This window comes from Hydrogenophaga pseudoflava (assembly GCF_004353865.1).
In the GTDB taxonomy this organism is placed as follows: Bacteria; Pseudomonadota; Gammaproteobacteria; order Burkholderiales; family Burkholderiaceae_C; genus Hydrogenophaga; species Hydrogenophaga pseudoflava.
In genome coordinates this window covers 2,744,926-2,764,311 of sequence record NZ_CP037867.1, presented here as the reverse complement: position 1 = coordinate 2,764,311, position 19,386 = coordinate 2,744,926, and the positions used below count along the sequence as shown (strand labels likewise).

General features: G+C 61.2%; 13 protein-coding genes and 1 pseudogene. 9 read left to right on the top strand and 5 right to left on the bottom strand.

From position 1 onward, the window contains the following. The first annotated feature begins 22 nt into the window (after window positions 1-22). From HPF_RS13250 to HPF_RS13225, 6 genes and pseudogenes are all read left to right on the top strand, one after another. Window positions 23-1,687 (top strand): class I adenylate-forming enzyme family protein, encoded by a 1,665-nt coding sequence (locus tag HPF_RS13250; protein ID WP_066690427.1) that lies wholly within the window; start codon window positions 23-25, stop codon window positions 1,685-1,687. Further along, a complete protein-coding gene (locus HPF_RS13245) occupies window positions 1,684-2,895 on the top strand; it encodes a thiolase C-terminal domain-containing protein (protein ID WP_060984642.1) in 1,212 nt (403 codons plus the stop codon). The genes HPF_RS13250 and HPF_RS13245 overlap by 4 nt, the downstream gene beginning before the upstream one ends. Next, window positions 2,892-3,311 carry a Zn-ribbon domain-containing OB-fold protein gene (locus HPF_RS13240; protein WP_082753185.1) on the top strand — a complete coding sequence of 140 codons (420 nt, stop codon included), beginning with the start codon at window positions 2,892-2,894 and terminating at the stop codon, window positions 3,309-3,311. The genes HPF_RS13245 and HPF_RS13240 overlap by 4 nt, the downstream gene beginning before the upstream one ends. A 181-nt stretch (window positions 3,312-3,492) precedes the next feature. After that, window positions 3,493-6,039, top strand: coding sequence for a LuxR C-terminal-related transcriptional regulator (locus HPF_RS23910; RefSeq protein WP_243721580.1), 2,547 nt, complete (start codon window positions 3,493-3,495; stop codon window positions 6,037-6,039). Between the two features lie 94 nt (window positions 6,040-6,133). Then, window positions 6,134-7,627 (top strand): methyl-accepting chemotaxis protein, encoded by a 1,494-nt coding sequence (locus HPF_RS13230; RefSeq protein ID WP_082753186.1) that lies wholly within the window; start codon window positions 6,134-6,136, stop codon window positions 7,625-7,627. 71 nt (window positions 7,628-7,698) lie between these two features. Then, window positions 7,699-8,025, top strand: a pseudogene (locus tag HPF_RS13225) (transposase); the annotation flags it as partial. A 253-nt stretch (window positions 8,026-8,278) separates the two neighbouring features. On the opposite strand, the gene HPF_RS13220 reads toward HPF_RS13225, so the two are convergent. The 5 genes from HPF_RS13220 to HPF_RS13200 form a co-directional block, all read right to left on the bottom strand. After that, window positions 8,279-10,330 carry a TonB-dependent receptor family protein gene (locus HPF_RS13220; protein WP_066786152.1) on the bottom strand — a complete coding sequence of 684 codons (2,052 nt, stop codon included), beginning with the start codon at window positions 10,328-10,330 and terminating at the stop codon, window positions 8,279-8,281. Between the two features lie 275 nt (window positions 10,331-10,605). Then, window positions 10,606-11,262, bottom strand: a complete 657-nt coding sequence (locus HPF_RS13215) for an OmpW/AlkL family protein (protein ID WP_082753187.1) — start codon at window positions 11,260-11,262, stop codon at window positions 10,606-10,608. A gap of 82 nt (window positions 11,263-11,344) precedes the next feature. Beyond that, the gene (locus tag HPF_RS13210; protein WP_133156846.1) at window positions 11,345-12,985 is read right to left on the bottom strand and encodes a 3-(methylthio)propionyl-CoA ligase; all 1,641 of its coding nucleotides are present in this window, start codon (window positions 12,983-12,985) and stop codon (window positions 11,345-11,347) included. A 154-nt stretch (window positions 12,986-13,139) separates the two neighbouring features. After that, window positions 13,140-14,723, bottom strand: coding sequence for a GMC family oxidoreductase (locus tag HPF_RS13205; RefSeq protein ID WP_060984647.1), 1,584 nt, complete (start codon window positions 14,721-14,723; stop codon window positions 13,140-13,142). 63 nt (window positions 14,724-14,786) lie between these two features. Beyond that, the gene (locus HPF_RS13200; RefSeq protein WP_082753188.1) at window positions 14,787-16,238 is read right to left on the bottom strand and encodes an aldehyde dehydrogenase family protein; all 1,452 of its coding nucleotides are present in this window, start codon (window positions 16,236-16,238) and stop codon (window positions 14,787-14,789) included. Between the two features lie 54 nt (window positions 16,239-16,292). Here HPF_RS13200 and HPF_RS13195 point away from each other — a divergent pair, with 54 nt between their 5' ends. From HPF_RS13195 to amoB, 3 genes are all read left to right on the top strand, one after another. Further along, window positions 16,293-17,222: a methane monooxygenase/ammonia monooxygenase subunit C gene (locus HPF_RS13195; protein WP_165961701.1), complete on the top strand. Its 930-nt coding sequence runs from the start codon at window positions 16,293-16,295 to the stop codon at window positions 17,220-17,222. Between the two features lie 143 nt (window positions 17,223-17,365). Next, window positions 17,366-18,112 (top strand): methane monooxygenase/ammonia monooxygenase subunit A, encoded by a 747-nt coding sequence (locus HPF_RS13190; protein ID WP_060984650.1) that lies wholly within the window; start codon window positions 17,366-17,368, stop codon window positions 18,110-18,112. 14 nt (window positions 18,113-18,126) lie between these two features. Further along, the gene (amoB, locus tag HPF_RS13185) at window positions 18,127-19,374 is read left to right on the top strand and encodes a bacterial ammonia monooxygenase, subunit AmoB (protein ID WP_067512346.1); all 1,248 of its coding nucleotides are present in this window, start codon (window positions 18,127-18,129) and stop codon (window positions 19,372-19,374) included. The last annotated feature ends 12 nt before the right edge of the window (window positions 19,375-19,386 follow it).

Below are 19,386 nucleotides of genomic sequence, written 5' to 3'. Positions count from 1 at the left end.
CTTTTTTTGGGAGACCCGCAACATGATTCTGCATAGCTCTGCCACGATTGAACGCTACACGTCTGACGGATTGTGGGGCGACCGAACGCTGCTCGATGTCGTCGCGGCACACGTGGCCCATGTCCCTGAACGGGTGGCCATCGTCGACACCCCCGACCGCGAGGCGCTGATCGGCACGCCCGCCACCTCGGTGAGCTGGCGCGAGTTCGGCCACGCCGTCGATGCAATTGCCACCGGGTTGGTCCGCCGGGGGGTTAAAAAAGACGATGTTGTGGTCGCGCAGCTGCCCAACGTCTGGGAGTTGATTGCGCTGTACTTTGCTGTTTCCCGTGCCGGCGGCGTGCTGTCGCCCGTGGCGATGCAGTGGCGCGAAACCGAGTTGCGCAACGTTTTTGATGCCAGTCGGGCACGACTGTACATCGGCGTGAAGGATTTCAAGGGCTTCAATCACATCGCCATGGCTGACAAGCTGGGCTGCGATGCATTGGCGCTCGAAGACATCACTGCCATGTCCGCGCAGGCGCCGGACAAGGCGTTGCTGGACGCGATCAGTATCGGCCCCAACGATATCTTCAGCCTGTGCTGGTCCTCGGGCACCGAATCGTATGCCAAGGGCTGCCCGATGTCGCATAACAACTGGCTCTACCAGATGCGGCTGCTGCCCAACACGGCGGGCATCCAGGAGGGCGACCGTGTGCTGGCACCGGCACCGATGGTCAACATGACTGGCGCTGTGGCCTGGCTGAGCTGGCTGGCGGCGCGCGGCACGCTGTTGTTGCACCATCCGCTCAATGTGGAACTGTTTCTCAAGCAGATACTCACGGAGCGCGTTCAGTTCACGATTCTGGTGCCAGCGATTCTGAACATGATTCTGAAGCTGCCCAACGTCGACCAGCTTGACCTCTCGTCGATCCGCTCGATCGCCACCGGCTCGGCACCGCCGTCGCGCTGGAGCATGGAAGAGTTCAAACGGCGCTGGAACATCGAAATCTGCAACCTGTGGGGGCAGACCGAGGGCACTGGCCTGGTCGGCGGACCGGTTGACGTGCCGGACTTCGCCATGCGCTCGGACCATTTCCCCTGGTGGGGCAAGCCAGGGCTCGAATGGCCGTCCAATATGGAAGGCGTGCAGGCCAAGCTGCTCGACGAGCAAGACCGGGAGTGCACGCAGCCGGGCCAGGTAGGCGAATTGGTCTACCGCGGGCCGAACGTATTTGCCGGCTACTACCGACGGCCCGACCTTGCGCCGAATTCGTTCACTCCGGACGGCTTCTTTCGTACCGGCGATTTCTTCATCGTGCGTGACGAGCGCCACATTGGCTTTTTTGACCGCAAGAAAGACATCATCATCCGCGGCGGCTTCAATATCAGCGCTGCCGAGGTGGAGAATCTGGTGCTGACCCACCCTGGCGTGCAAGAGGTGGCGGCGGTGGCTGTGCCCGACGACATCATGGGAGAGAAGACCTGCATCATGGTCGTGCCCAAGGACAAGGCGCGGCCACCGACGCTGGAAGACATCGTCGCGCACCTGAAGCAGATCGGCGTGGCGACCTACAAGCTGCCTGAGCGCATGGAGCTGATCGACGTGATTCCGCGCAATCCGGTGGGCAAAATCCTCAAGGCGCAATTGCGCCAGCATTTGCGCGTCCCCGCAGCCTCAGATCGTCCCCATTCTGAATCACCATGACAAGTTTCAAACCATCGTCTTCCTCGTCATCGAGACAGACGCTTCGCGGCCAGACCGCGATCATCGGCGCCGGTCTTTCGGCGGTCGGGCGCGTGCCGGGCAAGAGCGCACTCGCGCTGGCGGCTGATGCGGCGGGCAAGGCGCTGGCCGACGCCGGCATCGGCAAGCACGAGGTGGACGGCGTGCTGTCAAGCGCTGCCTTCGCCTCGCCGTTCCATCGTTTCAGCGTCGCCTTCAGCGAGTACCTCGGCATCCAGCCCACATTCTCCAACACGCTGCAGGTCTCGGGCGCCACGGCGGCGACGATGTTCAATATCGCCGCCGCCGCGATTGCCGGCGGCCTGGCCGAAACCGTGCTGGTGGTCGGTGGAGACAGCCTGCTGACCGGCCTGTCGCCCGACCTCGCCTTGCGCTCGATGACCGAAAGCCGGGACCAGCAATACGAGATGCCATTCGGCATTCCCGTGGCCAACACCTTCGCCATGACCGCGCACCGGCACATGAAGGAATTCGGCACCACCTCCGAGCAGCTGGCCAAGGTGGCGGTGATCCACCGTGAACACGCACGCCGCACGCCGGGGGCGCAGATGACCGACCCACTCACCGTTGACGACGTGCTCAATTCCGGCATGGTGACAACCCCCTATCACAAGCTGGACTGCTCGCTGATCTCGGACGGCGGTGCGGCTTTCATCGTCACTTCGGCCGAGCGTGCCAAGGCCTTGGGCATTGCCAAGCCGGTCTACATCCTGGGTGGCGGCGAATGCTACACGCACGAGCACATCTTCTTGATGCCCTCGCTCACTGCCACCGGCGCGGTGCAGTCGAGTGCCAAAGCCTATGCCATGGCCGGCTGCGGACCCAAGGACATTGACGTGGCCGGGGTCTATGACTGCTTCACCGGCACGGTGATCATGATGCTGGAGGACCTTGGGTTCTGTGCCAAGGGCGAGGGCGGGCCTTTTGTCGATGATGGTCAGATGACCTACGGCGGTGCCATTCCATGCAACACGCACGGCGGCCTGCTGTCGTTCGCGCACTCGGGCATGCCGGGCTCCCTGTTCCACTTTTACGAGGTCATCAACCAGTTGCGCGGACGCTGCGGCGAACGCCAGGTGGCGGGTGCCGAACTCGGCCTGGTACACAGCCTGGGGGCAGGCTTCGCAACCAACGCGACGACTATTTTGGGAACGGAGGCGACGCTGTGATCAATCCCCAAGACGCCCACATCAAGCCGCTGCCCATGCCGGATGCGGATTCGCAAACTTTTTGGAAGGGCATCAACGAGGGCAAATTGCTGTTGCAACACTGCCAGGCGTGCGGCCACGTGCAGTACTACCAGCAGGCCATCTGCCGCGCGTGCGGCAGCGAGCGCCTGGAGCACCGTGCCGCAAGCGGCCGCGGCAAAGTGCACTCCTTTAGCGTCGTTCACCGGGCGCCCGGGCCGGCCTTCAAGCAGGATACGCCCTATGCCGTGATCCTGGTCGAACTCGAAGAAGGACCGCGGATGATCAGCTCCTTTGCCGGCGCCGACCCATCGCTTGTGGGTTTCGACATGGCAGTCGAGTTGGTCTGCGAGCCCGCCGGGGGCGGCATGGCACTGCCGCGATTCCGGGCGGTCTGATCGCAAGAATACTGCAGGGTCATCATTTTCGCGCCGCCATGAAATAACCCATCCCAAAATGACATCTTGCGTTTCCCCTCTCGCCGCTCCGGCGTCGTCGTTGTCTCAGACGGCGAGTGAGTGGGTGCCGCCAGGCGATACATCGGCCACGGTGACGCGGCGCGCACTTCTGCCTTTGTCCATGAGCGATCGAATCGTCGCTGTCTTTGCGCCAGCCGGTTATGGCAAGACGACGCTGGCGGGAGGATGGTTTCGCGCTTGCAAAGACGACGCCGACCCCCTGTGGGTCGGGCTCGACGCTTCCTGGCGCGATCCCGTTTTCTTCGTGCACTCCTTGCTGAAGGCCGTCGGAGGTCCGTCGGAGCCCCTCGCGATGACCGCTCCCGACGCGGCGGCAGCGGTCGAGAGCGGCCTGATGGAGTTGTTGCAGGCTCTTGGCGAACGCCCCCGACCCGTGGTGCTGTTCTTCGACGATGTGCATGCGCTGCGCGGCAGCAAGAGTGCTTTCATCCTGAGCCGTCTGCTGGTCGCTGCGCCTGACCATGTGCGCTTCGTGGTTTGCGGCCGGGACGGGATGGAACTCGATCTGACCACCATGACCTCGCGCGGGCTGGTGCGCTGGGTGACGGAGCGCGATCTGAGGTTCGACGCGCAGGACGTTCGAGAGTTGGCGCGCCGTTGCGGCTTGTCGGCGCAGGACGACGAGATAGACAGCATCCTCGGCATCACCGAGGGTTGGCCGACACTGGTTCGGCTTGCGATAGCCAGTCGTGGCGGTTTGCAGGAGTCCGCCGAAAGCAGCAACATGCTGATGGACAGCTTTGTCTATGAAAGCTTCTTTCTGGGCATGGCGCCGGCCCGCCAGCAGGCGCTGTTCGTGATGGCCGCTGTTGGCGACTTCACAATGGCGCTGCTGGCCGCGCTCGATGCGCCCGAGGGTGCGGAGGCGATCGCCGAGGGGGAACGGCTGGGCATCGTGCAGCGTCGAGGACTCGTGGCAGGTGAACCGTTCTACGCTTTGCATGCACTGGTGGCTGAGCGGGCGCTGACGCGATTGATTGACGCGGCGGGCGCTGGCGCGTCAGCGTTGCGTTCGCGTTGTGCCCAATGGTGGCATACCCGTGGCGAGGGTTACCGGGCCATCCGCACAGCACTGGAGGGGAACGACGCGATGCTTGCATCGTCCTATCTGACCGGTTGTGCACGTCAGCTGGTGAAAGGCGAGGGCCGGCACGAAACGTTCATGGACATGCTCACGCAAGTGGAGTCACGCAGCGCCGAGCTGGATAGCGAATTGATGTTGTATGCGGCGTGGGCGCTCATATTTCTGCGCCGTTATGCCGAAGCGGCGTCGTGGCTGGCGCGAATCGAGCGCGCCTGCGGCAAGACGTGCTCGGCCGTCGCACTCACGACCCTGGGCACAACGGTTCTCCAGCGGGGTGTGCTCGCAGCCCTGCGTGATGACGCGGCGGATGCCGAAGTTTTTGTGCGCCAGTGGCTGGCTGGACCGCCGCCGGACTCGGACCCCTTCGACCACGGTGCCGCGCAGACGGTTCTGGCCTATGCGCACAAATGCAATGGACGCTTTGCCGAAGCCGCCCAGTCCTTGCGCGAGGCGCAAGTTAAATTCGATGCCATTCCTTCGCCTTACGGGCTGATGTGGGTGCGAGTGGTATCGGCCGCCTCACTGCTCAAGGCAGGGCGGCATAGGGATGCCCTGGCAGACGCTTCCTCGGCGCTGACCGAAGCACCAGCTTTTGTGCCTGGGGCCACCGGACTGGTGGCCATGCTGCGCGCGATCCGCGCCTTGCTGCTCTATGAACGCAACGATTGCGCGGGCGCGATGGTGGAAGCAGAAGCGGCCTTGCCGCTGCTGCCGCACCAGGGCATCGTGGATGCGATGGTTGCGGGTTATGTGGCGGCGTCACGTCTGCAAGCGGCGCGGGGCGACATCTCGGGTGCACTCGACGTGGCAGCCGAGGGTGAGCGGGTCGGGCTGGCGCGCGGCTTCGCGCGTCTGCGGTTGACGATGGTGGCCGAACGCGCCCTCCTGCTCGTGCGGGCCGGAGATGCCGAGGCTGCACGGCGCATGGCGGTCGAACACGGCCTGCTACCGCAAGCGCCGCACACCAGCCTTCACCGCGACAAAGCTGAGCGACTCTGGGCACGGCTCGATCTCGCACAGGGCCGGCCAGAACTTGCCTTGCAATGGGTCGATTCCGGCATTGGGCGGGCATGGCGCAGTCACCAGCAGCACAAGCTGGCCGAATTGCTGATGCTGCGATCACTGGCGCTCGACCGGACGGGGAACGTGGACGAGGCCCACAGTGCGTTGATGGAAAGCCTGCGCATTGCTGCCTCGAACGGCTACGTGCGTCTGTACCTTGACGAGGGTGCCGAATTAGAGAGCCTCCTGCGCCGAGTGGTCGACAAGCCGCAGAGCCCAACCCCCGCGCTTTTGTACGCGCGCACGCTGCTGTCTGCCACGGGTTCCGCTATTGCGCGCCAGGCTGCGGTACACACCGACCAGGAGCGGCCGACCGAGCGCGAACTGCAAATCCTGCGCCTGTTGGCTGATGGCCTGTCCAACAGCGAAGTGGCGGGGCGGCTTATGTTGACCGAGGGCACAGTCAAGTGGCACCTGCACAACCTGTACGCGAAACTGGGTGTCAAAAACCGCACCGCCGCTTTGCGGGAAGCCCGTAGCCGGGCCTGGCTGCTCGTTTGACGAGAGTCTCACGGGTTTGAGAAAAGTGCCTTGATAGCCGATATTGCTGGACAGGACTTGTGTGGAAATCCTTTTCAGTTTCAGGAGTTGTTAAATGTCCCGATTGACCCTGCGCCAGAGATTTCGCTTTGGTTTGATAGCCGTACTCGTGGTGTCTGTGCTGGTGATGCTGGGCGGACGCTACCTTAGCAAGGCCGCGCGGTTTCACCACCTTGAGCGGGACCACCTTGAGGCCGTCATGCAGATGACCCACGCAATGCAAAGGGTTACCTCCGGTGGATCGGCGCCTGCGCTCGACAAGGACGTTCTGCTCAATTTGATTGGGCGTGGGCAGTGGATTGCCGCGCAGATTGATGTCGAGTTGTTCAAGATCGAGCAGGGGCTGTTCCGCCTGGTCGGTTTCGGTGACATCATCAACTTGCCGCACCAAGACATCGACGATCTGGAGCGCATGCGAAAGATCATCGAGGCCGAACCCGGCCTCTCCGTGAGCCCGGCGCTGGTCGAGCGGTTGCAACCCGAAATGGTGATCGTACAGCGCAACTCCGACCTTTTCGCCCCGCTGGTAGCTGAGGCGGTAAGCTTTGTTCAGACGGTTGTGTTCACCATCAACTTGCTGGGGGGCTTGGTGCTGCTGGCCATCTTCTGGGGTCTGCGCAAGGCGGTTCTCGGGCCGCTGGAGGATGCGGTGGGTGTGGCGAGCCGCATTGCCCAAGGAGATCTTTCGGGGGGCATCGTGGCGCGTTCGAATGATGAGGTCGGCCGCTTGATGATCAGCCTTGAGCAGATGCAGACCAGCCTGGTCAAGACAGTGTCCAGCGTGCGCCAGGGCGCCGAAGGCGTTTCCACTGCCAGCGCCGAGATTGCATCGGGCAACCACGATCTATCGGCCCGCACCGAAAGCCAGGCCAGTGCACTGGAAGAAACCGCGGCCTCCATGGAAGAGCTCAGTGCCACCGTCAAGCAGAATGCAGACGGCGCCCGCCAGGCGAACCAGTTGGCCATGAGTGCCTCCAGCGTTGCCACGGAGGGGGGTGAGGTCGTGGCCCAGGTGGTGGAAACTATGAAAGGCATCAGCGACGGCTCCACGAAGATGGCTGACATCATCAACGTGATTGAGGGTATTGCCTTCCAGACCAATATCCTGGCTTTGAACGCGGCAGTGGAAGCCGCGCGCGCCGGTGAGCAGGGCCGTGGTTTTGCCGTGGTGGCCAGCGAGGTGCGCAGTCTGGCCGGACGCAGTGCCGAAGCCGCCAAGGAAATCAAATCCCTGATCAATGCCAGTGTGGAGCGTGTGGAACAGGGTGCGGTGCTGGTGGACCAGGCAGGTGCCACCATGACCAAGGTAGTCAGCGCCATCAAGCGGGTCACCGACCTCATGGGTGAAATCAGTGCGGCCAGCAACGAGCAGGCCGCAGGCGTTGCGCAGGTGGGCGAGGCCGTGATGCAAATGGACCAGGCGACGCAGCAAAATGCGGCGCTGGTGGAGGAGATGGCCGCAGCGGCTTCCAGCCTCAAATCGCAGGCGCAGGAGCTGGTGCAAACGGTTGCGGTCTTCAAGCTGACGTCTGGGGGCTTGCTTGCCTGAAACCGGTCGGCATGGGGTGCGACAAAAGACTTTTATACGACGAAACGGAGCCTGTGCGTGAGCGCCCTACCGACAAAGCGTATGTGCGCAAGCCCGGCGCTGGTCGCCCACCCAAGCCAGCGCGGCTGGTGTTCGAGGCCATCGTGTATGTGCTGAGAACGGGTTGTCAATGGAAAGCGTTGCCCCAGGAGCGATTTGGCAGTGCCAGCGCAGTCCGCAAGCGATTTCTTGAATGGGAGAGAGCGGGCGCCTTCGAGGCCATCTGGAAAGCCGGGCTGACTGAGTACGACCAGGTGCAAGGTATCGCGTGGCGTTGGCAGAGCATTGACGCAGCCATGTTCAAGGCACCCCTGGCGCAAGAAGCGCTCGGCCGCAATCCGACCGATCGGGGAAAAAAGGAAGTTGCGGGTGAGGCAGCCGATCAGGCAAGGTATCGGGCCAACTCGGCCGGACGCAACCGTATTATCGTGGCAGACGATTTGACCGATATTTCTGAACGTTGCCACCGATGCAGGACCAACAAAAGATTGAGCGAAGGCTTGGGCTGGACGCAGATGAAGCCAGTATTCAATGACTTGTCCACGGTCGCAACAGCACGACCTCCCACAAGGCCAATACGCATAGTCCTCACCCCAGGCCAGCACGACCAATTCAAAGCGGCAAGATCAGACGAAGTCCCAGTGTCCAAGTTCTTCCGGGTGCCGGTTCATAGAACTGAGACAAAGCCTGGTTGACAATGACCGACCCCACGTAACGCGCATCGGTGAGGTTGTCGATCCGGCCATAGACCGTCAGACTGCCAGCACCCACTGCCCAGGCGTGACTTGCTTTCAAATTCAAGGTAGCGTAACCATCGGCAGACGCCGTATTGGTATCGTTTGCATACAGTCGGCCGGCTTGCGTGAACTCGATGCCGACCTGACTGCCTGGCTTGGGTAACCTCTTTGCACCGTCCAGGGACTGGCTCGACCACAGCAACTCGGAGAAAATGAAATGCTTTGGGATGCCGGGGATACGATTACCGGAAGCTATGCCGGACGTGCCACTGGTAAAGGCCTGTGAGAAGGTCGCGTCAATCTGGGTTGCGGCCAACGTCGCTTGCCAATTGGCTGCTAGCTGGGTGCTGCCCGTAAGTTCCCATCCTGTTCGCCGTGTTCCCGGTGCATTTTTGAAAGAGGTGTTACCACCGCTACTTCTGGCGACCACGATTTCATCATCCGAGTTGATCTGGAACAGGGTGAAATCAAGACGTAACCGAGAACTTGGTGCCCACTTGATCCCCAGTTCGTAATGCTGACTGCTTGACGCGTTGATGGCGGTATTGAATGCAGGTGTTCCCCCGCCACTGTAGGCGACTTCAGCCAGCGTGGGACCCTCGAACCCCTTGCCGTAATTGGCGTACAGATTCAGGTCATCGGACGCATGGTAGGTCAACCCCAGCACCGGGCTGGCAGCCTGGTAGCTGACCGAACCAGATCCGTTGCCATCGCTGAGGTAATTGTCAGCGCTGCTCAAACGGACCGTGCTGTGTCGCAGGCCTGCCACCATCGATACTTTGTCCGAGACCAGGGCGCTCGCTTGGATGAAAACATCATTGTTTTCGGCACGATTGTCTTCGTTGCGTGTGGTGGACGCTTTTTCGCCCAGTGCCGCAACGCCGCCCTGACGCTTCTCTTGGGAGCGATCAAACTCATACCCCGCGACCCACCGCACCGGTATGCCGCCTAGTTTGGACTGGGCGTTGTACTGCAGGCCGGCGCCATAGTAGTGTCGATTCAGCCCCACCCATGCTCCGGTTGCACCCAGTGTCTGGTACTGAAGATTGTCCCGGGTGCCGTAATAGAGACGCGCAGTCACGGCCCGCTCTGTATCAATGGTGTGCACCAGCGAGCTGCCGAGCTGGTTTTGCAGCACCGTTTTGCGGGTTCGTCGGCTGACCGCATTATTCCCCGCCTGCGCCGGGTTTGCGGCTAACTGAGCGGCGGTGAGGCCCAAAGGATCCTGGGCAAGGGGCATGTCAAACTGGTTGAAAACCACATTCACATGCGTCTTTTCGCTGGCATTGAAACTCAACTTTCCGTTGAACTGCTTGCGCTCGGTCTTGCTGTTGTCGCGGTAGCCCTGGGTGTCAAACGTGCTGTAGTCGACCACAAGGCCGTAGTCGCCAGCACGTCCCGCGTATTGCCAGTCGGAGCGCTGCATGCCGAAGGACCCCAGGTAATACTGTGCCCCCACTTCCGCTTGCTCGGGGGCATCCCGGGTAAACGCCTGGATCACACCGCCCGCTGAATTGCCATACATTTGCGCCAGCGGTCCGCGCAACACTTCAATACGCTCGGTGGAGGTCAAGCTGATCGACGATCCCTGGCCCTGGCCATCCGGCGTGGTGGCCGGAATGCCATCGACCAGCAAACGGATGCCCCGGATGCCGAAGGTCGAGCGTGCGCCAAAACCACGGATGGACAGCTGCAGATCCTGCGCATAGTTCTGCCGGTTCAGGATCGTCAAACCTGGGACCCGGTTGAGCGATTCTGATAGATTGACCTGAGGCCCGGCGTTTTGAATCGTGTCGCGATCAATTGACTGAATGGCGGCCGGCGCATCAAAACTGCGTTGTTGAGCCCGTGAGGCGGTCACCACGACGTCCGCCAGCGTCTGCGCATCGACACATGGATAAAACAGTGAGGTCACGGCCAGGGTCAAGGCTGTTTTGGCGGACAAAGTCCTCCTACTTTTCTCACCTGCTGGACGCATGTATTATTCCTTGACAAATTGTTTGGCAGAAGTCGGGGTGGCGGAATTGAAAACGGCAATACGCTGGAACAAACAATGGGTGATGACGCGTCAGTCTTGTCATAAGAATCCCTCCTGTCAGTGGCATGAGGGGCGGCACAGCATGGACTGGGATGTCAATACCTTTGACCACACATTGCGTGCCCGCAGTTTGCTACACACGACGCGAGGCCAAAGGTGAGCCATTAAAACCGCATGGATACACCGATGGTCACTGCGGATGGAGACGGATTCAAATCAACCTGTGCGGGTGCGCCTCCAAATGCGGGAACCGTTCCGGTCGCTTTGGTCTTCCAGTACAACTTACGGTAGTCGAGGAACACGCCCCACGTCTTGTCGATGGGGATGTCGACGCCCACCTGAAGCACACTACCAAACCCGCTGTCCACTTTCAGGTTCTTCAGTGCACCGTCTTTCGTATCCGTTATACCGACATAGCCAATTCCAGCACCGACGTAAGGCTTGACAGACCCCAGGTCAAAGCTGTAAGTCGCTGTAACCACCAAAGGCGCATAAGTGATCTTTCCCAACTCGCCAACAGGCGCCAGCGTCCCGCGACCTTCGGCACGAGTCTTCAGCAGCGGAAAACCCACCAGCCCTCGCAAGGCCACCGATGGCGTGAGCCAGTACCCAAACTCGGCGGTGAGGGCCGAGGCGTCGCTCAGGTTTAAACCAGATCCGGGCACTGCCCCCCCCCCAACAGCAATATCTGCATCCGACTGGTGTTGAACCGATGTGGCACCCATGCGTACAAACCATGGCGATTCCTGTGCAGCAGCACCGCCTGTGATTGCGCACAATACAGTCAAGCTGGCCAATCGCCGAATATTCGATTTTTTCATTTTGTCTCCATTGCGTTGATGTGGGCCCGGCAAATCGCCGGGCTTGCTTTTTGCGGCGTGGTTTTCATGGGCCGCAAACCTTTTAGACCCCCGGCAACCGATGGTCTTTGAACTGCTCGCGCAGCTTGTTCTTCAGCATCTTGCCGGTCGCGCCGATCGGAATGGCGTCCACGAACACCACATCGTCAGGCACCCACCAGGAGGCGACCTTGCCTTTGTAGTGCTCGATCAATTCTTCGCGCGTGACTTCCGTACCCGGCTTGCGCACCACCACCAGCAAGGGCCGTTCATCCCACTTCGGGTGAGGAATAGCAATGGCCGCAGCCATCGCCACCGCCGGGTGCGCCATGGCGACGTTTTCCAGGTCGATCGAGCCGATCCACTCACCGCCGGACTTGATCACGTCCTTGCTGCGATCGGTGATTTGCATGTAGCCGTCGGCGTCTATCGTGGCCACGTCGCCGGTGGGGAACCACTGCGCGCCCGTCTCATCGCTGACCAGCGGTTGGGCGCCATCAGGGCCGAAGTAGCTTTGGACCACCCAGGGGCCGCGCACCAGCAGATCGCCCTGCGACTTGCCATCCCACGCGACGTCAGCGCCCTGCGGATCGACGATGCGCATGTCCACGCCGAACACCGCCTTGCCTTGTTTCTCGAGCCGCGCATGCTGCACATCCAGCGGGTCGGCCAGGTGTTTCTGGCGCAGCCGGCACACCGTGCCCAGCGGCGACATCTCCGTCATCCCCCACGCGTGGATGACCTCGATGCCATAGCCGTCTTCAAAAGACCGCATCATGCTCGGTGGCACCGCCGAGCCGCCGATAATGGTGCGCTGCAGGGGGGCGAGACTGAGCGAATTTTGCTCGACGTACTGGAGCATGCCCAGCCAGATGGTGGGCACTCCGGCCGCAAAGGACACCTGCTCGGTGGCAATCAGCTCGTGCAGCGACTTGCCGTCCAGCGCCGGCCCCGGTAGCACCAGTTTCGCGCCGACCATCGCGCAGCTGTAGGGCAGTCCCCAGGCGTTGACGTGGAACATCGGTACGACCGGCAACACGCAGTCGCGTGACGAGATGCCGATCGCGTCTGGCATGACCGATGCGTAAGTGTGCAGCATCGTCGAGCGGTGGCTGTAGAGCACGCCCTTGGGGTTGCCCGTGGTGCCGGACGTGTAGCACAGCGACGAGGCGGTATTTTCGTCGAAGGTGGGCCATACGAAGTCAGGCTTTTGCGCCGCGATGAGGTCTTCGTAGCACAGCAGATTGGGCAGCTTGCTCGCAGGCATCTTGTCTTTGTCGATCATTGCGACGAAGTGGCGCACCGTCTTGCAGCGCCCCGCCACGGCTTCAACCAGGGGCAGGAAGGTCAGGTCAAAGAACAACACCTGATCCTCGGCATGGTCGAGGATGTACAGCAATTGGTCCGGGTGCAGGCGCGGGTTGAGGGTATGCAGCACCGCACCACTGCCGGATACGGCGAAGTACAGTTCCAGGTGCCGGTAGCCGTTCCAGGCCAGCGTGGCGACGCGCTGCCCCGCTTGTACGCCGAGCCCGCCGAGCGCGTGGGCCATCTGGCGCGCGCGGTCGTGCAATTGTGAATACGTGGTGCGGTGGATGTCACCTTCGATCCGGCGCGAAACGATGGGCACATCGCCACTATGGCGTGCCGCATGGGTGATGAGTGAGGAAATGAGCAGGGGGGCGCTCATCATTTGTCCGTTCATGAAATCTCCAGAAGTGTCGTTGTTAAAGCTGGCCTGGCCGGTGGCCGGCCAGTGCGTTCGTAGGCACCGTGGTGCCTCGCGGAGGGAACTCACACCCATGGTTTGTGGGGTGAGGGAGGCGCTTGTTTGCGCACGCAATGGTGTGCGGTTGTGGCTAGCGCAAGATGGCCCGCGCGCACTTTTCGCCGATCACCATGCAGGGGGCGTTGGTGTTGCCGCCGATGATCGTCGGCATGATCGACGCATCGGCAACACGCAGTCCCGACAGCCCGTGCACCCGCAACTGATCGTCGACCACGGCCATCCCGTCGCGCCCCATTTTGCAGCTGCCCACGGGGTGATAAATGGTTTCCGCGGAGCGGCGGATGTAGGCCCGCAAATCTTCGTTGCTGGACACGCCGACGCCCGGGGCTACCTCGCCGCCGTTCACCGGGCGAAAGGCGTCCGCCTCAAAGATGCGCCGCGCAAGCTTCAGGCCGCGCAACATCTCGTCCCAATCGTCGGCATGGCTCAGGTAGTTGGGCTGGATCATCGGCGCGGCCAGCGGGTCGGCGTTTTTCAGGCCAATAAAGCCTCGGCTCTTTGGTCGCAACTGGCACATGTGCAAGGTGGCCCCGTAGCCGGGAGCGAGGTTCCGGCCGTGGTTGCGCAGATAGGTCGGCAGGAAGTGGAACTGCACTTCCGGCAACTCCGATTGCGGCGAGAGCTTGGCGAAGCCGCCGGTCTCGGCCACATTGCTGGACAGGAAGCCTTCGCGCTTGCGCCAGTATTGCCAGAGACCGGCAACCGCTCTTGGCAGAAAGCCGGGCGCCACGCCAACGGCTTGCTTGCTGCGGTCGCGGATCATCACCGTGACATCGAGATGGTCCTGCAGGTTCTGGCCCACGCCCTGCAGATCGGCCACGAGGCCGATGCCGTGCCGTGCCAAATCCTGCTTCGGACCGACGCCGGACAGCAGCAGCAACTGGGGCGAATTGATCGCACCGCCGCTCAGAACGATTTCACGCTCGGCTTCTATGCTTTGGCGCTCGCCCTTGCGCTCGATCTCGACCCCCACGGCCTGTCGGCCCGAGAAGAGGATGCGCGTGACATGGGCGCCTGTCAGCACCGTCAGGTTCGGCCGGTCCATGACAGGGTGCAGGAAGGCCCGCGCGCTGCTCCAGCGCTCCCCGTTCTTTTGGGTTACCTGGTGCGGCCCGGCCCCCTCCTGTTGGGCGCCGTTGAAGTCCATGTTGCGTGTAATGCCAGTTTGAACGGCGGCTTCAACGAACAGGTGCGACAGGGGGTTTGGCGAGCGCACATCCGCGACATTCAGCAGTCCATTGGTTGCATGATGCGCCGAGGCGCCGCGTTCGTTGTGCTCGTGTTCCATGAAGATCGGCAGCAGATCCTTGTAGGCCCAGCCGGCATTTCCCGCCGCCGCCCATTCGTCGTAATCAGCCTGGTGTCCGCGCATGTAGACCATGGCATTGATCGAACTACTGCCGCCGACTGTTTTGCCCCGCGGCCAGTACAGGCGACGGCCCCCGAGTTCGGCTTGCGGCTCGGTGTCAAAATACCAGTTGTACTTGCGGGTCGAGAGCAAGCCCACGAGGCCCATGGGCGTGCGGATCAGCGAGGAGTCATCGGACCGCCCCGCCTCGAGCAGGCAAACGCGGTTCGACGGGTCCGCGCTCAAACGGTTTGCCAGCACACAGCCGGCCGACCCGGCGCCTACGATGATGTAATCGAATTTCAAAACTTGTCCCAGGAGATTTATAAAAATAGAGTGGCACGGGCTACCTCCGTGCAACCGAGACCCTCAGACCAGACGCAGCGTCCAGTTGATCAGCCGCTGCGACAGATGGGTGTAGGGCGGGTAGAAGGTCGATGCCAGCAACAGCCAGGTCTTGACGATCGCGCGCTCATGGCTGAAGGCCTTGAACCCGTAGAGCCCGTGTGCGCTGCCCAGGCCGGAGTTGTTGACACCGCCGAAGGGCAAACGGCCGTGCAGGAACTGCACGACGCTGTGGTTGACGCAGGCGCCGCCCGAGCTCGTCTCGCGCAGCACCTTGTCGGCAAGCTTGCCATCCTTGGTCCAGATGTACAGCGCGAGCGGCTTGGGCTGGGCGTTGATTTTGCCGATGACCTCGTCGAGGTCACGGTACGCGATCACGGGCAGCAAGGGGCCGAAAATTTCCTCTTGCATGATCTTCGCGTCGGGGCTGACCTGGTCGATCAGCGACGGTGCAATGAATTTCTGATCGGCCTGGTGTTGCCCGCCCACGAGCACGCGGGCGCCCTTTTGCACGGAGTCGTCCATCAGATCGATCAGGCGTTGCGTGTGGCGCGGATTGACGATCCGCGCCAGGTTCGGACTGTTGCGCGTTGCGTCGCCCTCGCCGTAGGCCTTGGCCAAGGCGTCACGGCAGTGCTGGACAAAGGTTTCCTTGACCGATTCGTGGACATAGACGTGGTCCGGGGCGATGCAGGTCTGGCCACTGTTGGTGCACTTGGACCACATCAGGTTGGCCGCCGCGGCCTTCAGGTCCGCCGTGGCATCGACGATGGTCGGACTCTTGCCGCCCAGCTCCAGCGTCACGCTGGTCAGGTGCTTGGCCGCCGCCGCCATCACCACCCGGCCGATCGCTGGTGAGCCGGTGAAGAAGATGTGGTCGAACGGCAGGTCCAGCAGCGCCTGCGAGACCGAAGCATCGCCCTGGAACAGCGCCACCTCGTCTTCGGGAAACACCTCGCGCACGATTTCGGCCATGAGCGCCGTCAGGTGCGGCGTCATCTCCGAGGGCTTGAGAATCACCGTGTTGCCGGCGGCGATGGCCGAGATCAGCGGTCCGAAGGTCAGGTTGACCGGATAGTTCCAGGGCGAGATGATCAGGCAACGGCCTTTTGGTTCGCACTGCACGTAGCTCGAGGTGCCGAACATCAGCAGGGTTGGCAGAACCTTCTTCGCCTTCATCCAGCGGCGCAGATGGCGGCGTGCGTCGTTGGCCTCGGCCACAACCGGCAGGATCTCGGTCAGGTCGACCTCGGCGGCTGGCTTGCCAAAATCCATGGCGCCGGCGCGCTGGATGTCGGTTTGGCGCGCCAGAACGGCCCGCTTAAGGCGTTCGATCTTGTCGAGTCGCTGCGCGGCGGTTGACCTGCGAAGTCGCAATGCCGTCTCGCGTTGTGCAGCAAAGATGCGCTCTAGTTCCGGCTGGCCGACGTGATCGGCGGGGCCTACAAGACGCATTGCTGCGGAAGTCACTGACATTTTTTGTCTCCTTTATGTCGATTCATGTGTGGACCGAGTCTATGGAGATGCGCCATGAAAAACACCCTAACGAAAGTTAGGTGTGGCGCCGCAGACTTCGATCTACCATTTTCAGGACGGTGGCGCAAAGTCGTTCGCGAAGTAGTTCGCGCCATGCGGACCGGCGATGGTCAGTTTTTACTTCGCACAACAGGAGACATGACGATGAAAACAAGTTCGATTCAGAAGGCGGGTGCTGCTCAAGGCAGGCTTGGGGCACCGTGGGCCAAGTTCTTTATTGCTATTCTCAGTGCCGTGGTGGTGTTCACTGGTTACCGGATCTACTCGGAGGCCAGTGCCTTTACCTATGGCCTTGATTATTTCAGCCCTGAGTTTCAAGCCTATTGGATGCGACTCCTGTATGGGCAGTTGTTGCTGATCATCACTGTGGGCACGGGATCTCTCGCCTACCTCTGGCATACCCGTGTGCGTGATTTTTCGCAAATCGGGCCGCGCGAAGAGTTGCGCCGCTTGTTTGTGTTGATGGCTCAGTTGTTGGGATTCGGGATACTCTTTTACGTGACAGGTTCGATCTACACGGAGGCGGATGCGGCTTGGCATCAGGTCACGATCCGGGATACCGATTTCACGCCCACTCACATCGGTCTCTTCTATTTCTGTGTGCCGGTGCTGATTTTCTGGGGCTTCATTTCGTTTGCCTATGCCCATACGCGGATTCCTCTCTTTGGCAAGCGCGTCTCCGTGCCGTTCGCGATCATTGTGACCGGCGCTTTCATGATCATGCCCAACGTTGGCTTCAATGAATGGGGGCACACTTTCTTCTATGCCGAGGAGCTGTTCGCCGCGCCGATTCACTGGGGCTTTGTGTTGCTGGGCTGGTCTGCATTCGCTGCGGGCGGGCTGCTCTTGCAAATCCTTGCCCGGGTGGCTGAACTTACGAGGCTGACGGCTTCCGCTGAGGATGATCTCCTGGCGGCCCGTTGATAAAGGATTGATGGCGCCCGATTGATTCAAAGGGGGGTGTCCAGGCCCTCCGATCGCGGGTTTCATGTGTGCTCGCTCCACGGCTTGATTGTTGTGGGGTGAGCATTTTCCCCTTTGCATATATTTGTTTTTGAAAGTTTTTCATGTCTATTTCGACATCAGCCATCGATAGCCCGCAGGAATTGGCGCGCGTGGATGCTCAGGTGGATTGGGTGGTCATTCCGCTGCTCGTTGTCCTTTTGGGTGCTATTTTCAGCTTCCAGTTTTCTTTGCTTGTGGGCGACTGGGATTTTTGGATGGACTGGAGGGACCGGCGCTATTGGCCACTGATAACACCGTTGGTGATGGTCACGCTCCCTGCCGTGTTTGGCTATGCCTTCTGGCGTTTGGTGCGGCTGCCGCTGGGCGGCACGTTGAGCATTCTTGCATTCACGCTGATGGCGTGGGTGAGCCGCTACCTGAATTTCCATGAATTTGCCGGTTTTCCGATGAATTTTGTGGTTCCGTCCACCCATATTGCCATTGGTCTGATGATCGATTGCATCTTGCTGCTCACGCGCAGTTTCTTTTTCACAGGAATCTTCGCGGGTTTTCTTTCCGGTTTGCTGCTCTGGCCGCTGAACTGGCCCTTGTTTGCGCCGTACATGGTTCCCGTCGAGATGCAGGGCACCTTGATGACCGTGGCGGACGTGATGGGCTTCGAGTACATCCGCACCGCCATGCCGGAATACGTGCGCATCATCGAGGAGAGCACCTTGAGGACGTTCGGTGATGCGGTGACGCCGCTGACGGCGGTGTTTGCGGCCTTTTTGACAGTCATGGCGTACTGGTTCTGGGTCTGGGTGGGCTCCCTCGCCTTCAGGCTCAAGTGGTTGCAGAAAGTCGTCTAATTCGAGGGACAATCATGAAATTCATAACAAAATTGTTTGCAGTCATTCAGACGCTGATTGTGGTAGGGGTTGCGTTCTCGGCACAGTTGGCATACGCCCATGGCGAAAAAGCCCAGCAGCCGGCCTTGCGCATGCGCACCGTGCATTGGTTTGATCTCGAGTTGTCGACGGCCAAGCTCGACGTCAACGAGATATTGGTGGTCAAAGGCAGATTCATTCCGTCCGAATCCTGGCCCCATCACGTTGCCTCCATCGAGGATGGCTCGGCCTTTCTCAATATCGGTGTACCCGGGCCATCCTTCGTTCGGCTGGAGACGCGCATCAACGGAACGCCCGGCATCCGCAGCACAACGTTCAAGCGGGGCGAGCGTTACGATTTCGTGGTCACGCTGAAGGCGCGCACACCGGGGCGCTACCACCTGCATCCGATCGTCAACGTCAAGGACGCCGGTCCCATGATCGGGCCCGGCCTGTGGGTCGAGGTCGGGGGTACCCAGGCGGACTTCCAGAACAGCATCAAGACGTTGCTCGGGCAAGAGCTTGACCTCGAGACCTACGGCTTCGCTCATTCCGTTGGCTGGTCGGTGGCGTGGATTGCGCTTGGTTTGCTCTGGTTTGGCTATTGGCTGACCAAGATACCCTTGATCATGCCGAGGTTCCGGCGGGTCAGCGCGCTGGGCGAGAATGCCGACGACATGATTACCGCGCGCGATCGCATGGTGGCGCTGGGGGTCCTGCTGGTCACGCTGATGCTCATCGTTGGTGGATACATCTATGCCAACGAGCGCTGGCCGATCACGACGCCGTTGCAGACCGGCAAGGTCGACACGGCCGTCCTGGAGCGCGAGCCCTCGCCGGTGATGGTGCGCATGGATGATGCCCGCTACCGCATCCCTGGACGAAGCTTTCGCATTGCGCTCACCGTGACCAATCACGGGAGCAGTCCCTTGAGCATCGGCGAGTTTGCATCCGGGGGACTGCGCTTCATCAATGCAGCGGTGCAGCAGGTCAAGCCCAGAGATGCGGACGATCTGGTGGCATCCGACGCGCTGCGCGTGGAAGGCGGGCCGATTCAGCCGGGTAAAACACAGCAGATCGTGATCTATGCCGACGACGCGATGTGGGAGACGCAGCGCATGACGACCATGATTTCGTCCCCGGATGCGGTGGTGGCCGGCATGCTGTTCTTCTTTGATGCCAAGGGGCGCCGCTATCCGGTTGAAATCAGCGGGCCGATGATCCCCTTGTTCGGGGGGTACTGAGGATGCGCTTGA

Bases quoted from the DNA above. Each gene is read 5' to 3' on its own strand.
- HPF_RS13190 (WP_060984650.1), top strand. From the start codon at position 17,366: ATGTCTATTTCGACATCAGCCATCGATAGCCCGCAGGAATTGGCGCGC.
- amoB (WP_067512346.1), top strand. From the start codon at position 18,127: ATGAAATTCATAACAAAATTGTTTGCAGTCATTCAGACGCTGATTGTG.
- HPF_RS13230 (WP_082753186.1), top strand. From the start codon at position 6,134: ATGTCCCGATTGACCCTGCGCCAGAGATTTCGCTTTGGTTTGATAGCC.
- HPF_RS13245 (WP_060984642.1), top strand. From the start codon at position 1,684: ATGACAAGTTTCAAACCATCGTCTTCCTCGTCATCGAGACAGACGCTT.
- HPF_RS13215 (WP_082753187.1), bottom strand. From the start codon at position 11,262: ATGAAAAAATCGAATATTCGGCGATTGGCCAGCTTGACTGTATTGTGC.
- HPF_RS13210 (WP_133156846.1), bottom strand. From the start codon at position 12,985: ATGAACGGACAAATGATGAGCGCCCCCCTGCTCATTTCCTCACTCATC.
- HPF_RS13195 (WP_165961701.1), top strand. From the start codon at position 16,293: ATGAAAAACACCCTAACGAAAGTTAGGTGTGGCGCCGCAGACTTCGAT.
- HPF_RS13250 (WP_066690427.1), top strand. From the start codon at position 23: ATGATTCTGCATAGCTCTGCCACGATTGAACGCTACACGTCTGACGGA.
- HPF_RS13200 (WP_082753188.1), bottom strand. From the start codon at position 16,238: ATGTCAGTGACTTCCGCAGCAATGCGTCTTGTAGGCCCCGCCGATCAC.
- HPF_RS23910 (WP_243721580.1), top strand. From the start codon at position 3,493: ATGAGCGATCGAATCGTCGCTGTCTTTGCGCCAGCCGGTTATGGCAAG.